At 73.9% G+C, this 2,498-nt stretch carries 2 protein-coding genes; both read left to right on the top strand.

What is annotated here, in order from left to right:
- Positions 1-67 precede the first annotated feature (67 nt).
- On the top strand, positions 68-1,714 hold the full coding sequence (locus tag ACWJ6R_RS34475; RefSeq protein ID WP_449066227.1) for a YfjP family GTPase: 1,647 nt from the start codon (positions 68-70) through the stop codon (positions 1,712-1,714).
- A gap of 253 nt (positions 1,715-1,967) precedes the next feature.
- A partial coding sequence (locus ACWJ6R_RS34470; RefSeq protein ID WP_449066226.1) for a single-stranded DNA-binding protein occupies positions 1,968-2,498 on the top strand: 531 nt, incomplete at its 3' end.

Raw genomic sequence — 2,498 nt, 5'->3', positions numbered from 1 at the left:
CGTCCGCCCGGTCGGCGGCTCCCGCGCGGGCCGCCGGCCGTACCGCGAACGAAGGGCGGCAGTGACGATGACCAGCACCATCGGCACCGCCCAGACGCGCCAGGGACTCGGCGGCCGGCTCGCCGCGATCGCCCGGATCGTGGAGCTGGGGCCGGGCAGAGTCGACCCCAAGGTCCTCACGGAGGCGGGGCAGCTGCTGCTGCGCGCCGGTGACCGCCTCAAGCTCTCCTCCGACCACACTGTGGTCGCCCTCGCCGGGGGCACCGGCAGCGGCAAGTCGTCGCTGTTCAACGCGGTCTCCGGACTGGAACTGTCGCCCACCGGCGTGCGCCGGCCCACCACGGCGCGTACCCACGCGTGCGTCTGGGGGCTGGAGGGCGCCGGACCGCTGCTCGACTGGCTGCAGATCCAGTGGCGGCACCGCTTCGCCAGGGCCAGCGCCCTCGACAAGGGCGAGAGCGGGCTGCACGGCCTGGTCCTGCTCGACCTGCCCGACCACGACTCCATCCGGGCGCTCACCGACACCGAGGCCGACCGGCTGATCCAGGTCGCCGACCTCGTCGTCTGGGTGCTGGACCCGCAGAAGTACGCCGACGCGTCCACCCACCGCCGTTACGTGACCGAACTGGCCGGGCACGACGCGGTGACGGTCTTCGTGCTGAACCAGGTCGACCGGCTGAGCCCCGAGGAACTGGCCGAGTGCGTCGCCGACCTGGAGGAGCTGCTCCGTCGTGAAGGGGTCGAGGACCCCGTCATCGTGACGACCTCCGCGACCACGGGCAGGGGCGTCGACAACCTCAAGGCCGTCCTCTCCGACGCCGTGGTCCGGCGCCGGGCCGCGATCCAGCGGCTGGAGGCCGACCTCGACCGGCTGGTCCGGCGCCTGGCGAAGGCGATGCCCGCCCAAGGCGCTCCGTCCTCGCCCGCCTCCGTCGACGACGCCCGCCGGATCGGGCTGACCGACGCGCTCTGCGACGCGGTCGGCGTGCCGGCCGTCGGCGAGGCGATGGAGAACGTGTACGGCGTGCGGTCGGCCGAATGGGTCGGCTGGCCGTACGCCCGCTGGATCGCGAAGCTCCGGCCCGACCCGCTCGACAGCCTGCGCCTGGGCGACCTCAGAGACGAGATCCGGGGTCTGAGCGGCGGTGCGGTGAGCGCGCAGCCCGCGGAGGTGGACAACGCGGTGCAGGCCCTGTCGGACGGCCTCACCACGGGCATGCACGAGGCCTGGCGGAACGCGGTCCGGGACGCCGCGCGCTCCCGCTCGGCGCAGTTGCCGAAGGTGCTGTCGGAGGAGCTGACCGAGATCGCCCCCCGCCTGGACCGGGTGCCCGCCTGGTGGCGGGCCCTGCTCGTCTGGCAGTACACGCTGGTCGTGCTCTTCGTCGCGGGTGTCGCCTGGGTCGGCACGGCCCTGGCCTACGGGGTGTTCGAGGTGGGGGAGATCCCGGAGGGCCTGGCGTTCTTCGGCGACGCCGCAGCGCTGCCGTGGGTCGTCCTGATGCTGCTCTCCGTTCTCGGGCTGGGCCTGCTCACGGCTGTGGCCAGCCGGAACTTCGTGGTGCTGGGCGCGGCGGGCGAGCGGGAGAGGCTGGAACGCGAGATGCGCCGCAGGGTCGCGGCGCTGGCCGAGAGCATGGTGATCGAACCGGTGGAGCGCGAACTGGCCCGGTACAACGAGTTCTACGCCGCCCTGCGCGCCGTACGCGGCTGACCCCGGACGGCCCTGCGCGCCGTACACGGCTGTCCGGCCGTCCGGGTGATCGCCGGGTTCCGCGGGCGTCCGGTCACCGGGTTCCGCGGAGTCCCGGTCCCGGAGGCCGCCCGGTGCCGTCGGTTGTCCACAGCCGCGCCCGGGGCGCGGCCGGTCATCCACAGCGCGCTCGGCCGCGGCCCGCGTTCCAGGTGGCGCGGGCCATCGTGTCTTCCATGCCGCGGGCAGCCCGCCCGCTCTCATGGGAGGCACGATGAACGACATCCACGTCACGCTCACCGGTAACGTCGCAGCCCCGCCGCGCCAGCACACCTTCCCGGACGGCTCGCGGGTCACCTCGCTCAAGGTGGCCTCGACGAACCGCTACTTCGACCGGGAGAACCAGCAGTGGCGCAACGGCGAGACGACGTATTTCGGGGTCCGGTGCTTTCGGGGGCTGGCTGACAACGTCGCGCAGTCGGTCCACGTGGGCCAGCCGATCGTCGTCCACGGGCGGTTGCGCATCCGGGAGTTCGTCCACCAGGGGGAGCGCCGGTTCATGGCGGAGGTGGAGGCCGGCTCGCTCGGGCACGACCTCCGCTGGGGTCTGGGGAGCTTCAGCAAGCCGCAGCGGGGCGGGACGGTCCCGTCGCTGGGCGAGGAGGAGCGCAGCGAGCTCGACCGGGGGACCCACGACTGGGCGCTGGGCGGAGCGGTCTCCCCGGCGGAGGGCGGGGCGTCGGCGGAAGCGCTCGTGCGGGCGCCCTCGCAGCGGGAGACGCGGGAGGCCGCCGGACGAGGCCGG

The organism is Planomonospora algeriensis (assembly GCF_977012225.1).
The sequence above is the reverse complement of the archived record's forward strand: the minus strand, read 5'-3'. Positions and strand labels throughout refer to the sequence as shown.

Excerpts from the sequence above, each read along its gene's own strand:
- ACWJ6R_RS34475 (WP_449066227.1), top strand. The coding sequence starts at position 68 with ATGACCAGCACCATCGGCACCGCCCAGACGCGCCAGGGACTCGGCGGC.